Here is a 785-nt window from a genome sequence, read left to right as displayed (position 1 = left end):
GGGACTGTTCTAAATTTTGTGTAAGTACTTAATTTTCATTTATCCTTCAGAGGATAATTACAAAAGGTACTTCACATGGATGAAGCAACAATCAAAAGTATGGCTGCCGAATTGGCTAAAGGTCTAAAAACACCAGAAGACTTAAACCAAATGACAGCAGTCTTTAAAAAATTCATGATTGAAACTGCACTCAATACTGAACTTTCAGACCATCTCGGTTATGAAAAGCATCAGCCCAAGAAAGGCTCAAATAGCCGTAATGGGTTTAGTTCTAAAACCATTACAACTCAAGATGGACAACTGGCTTTAGATATTCCCCGTGATCGAGAAGGTTCATTTGAGCCACAAATTATCAAAAAGCACCAAACACGCATCACCAGTATGGATGACCAAATCCTCTCACTGTATGCAAAAGGAATGACTAATAGGGAAATTGTAGCCTTCTTCAAAGAAATGTACGATGCCGATGTGTCAGCATCTCTCATCAGCAAAGTTACCGATGCTGTGATTGAGCAAGTGACTGAGTGGCAAAATAGAGCCTTAGATAGCCTTTATCCTGTTGTCTATCTTGACTGTATTGTTGTCAAAGTCCGTCAGCACTCCAATGTGATTAACAAGTCCGTATACCTTGCTTTAGGCATCAATATGGATGGGCAAAAAGAATTACTGGGTATGTGGATTGCTCAGACAGAAGGTGCCAAATTCTGGCTGTCAGTCATGACAGAGCTAAAAAATCGAGGAGTACAGGACATTCTTGTTGCCTGTGTAGATGGATTAAAAGGCTT

Annotated in this window: 1 pseudogene; it reads left to right on the top strand. The window is 39.7% G+C overall.

Annotated features, from left to right (window positions below):
• Positions 1 to 75: 75 nt before the first annotated feature.
• Positions 76 to 785 (top strand): annotated as a pseudogene (locus MSG95_RS18875) (IS256-like element ISAba26 family transposase); the annotation flags it as partial.

Source organism: Acinetobacter sp. IK23 (assembly GCF_035615275.1).
GTDB lineage: Bacteria > Pseudomonadota > Gammaproteobacteria > Pseudomonadales > Moraxellaceae > Acinetobacter > Acinetobacter seifertii.
Note: the sequence above shows the minus strand (reverse complement) of the source record. Positions and strands in the feature narration are given on the sequence as shown.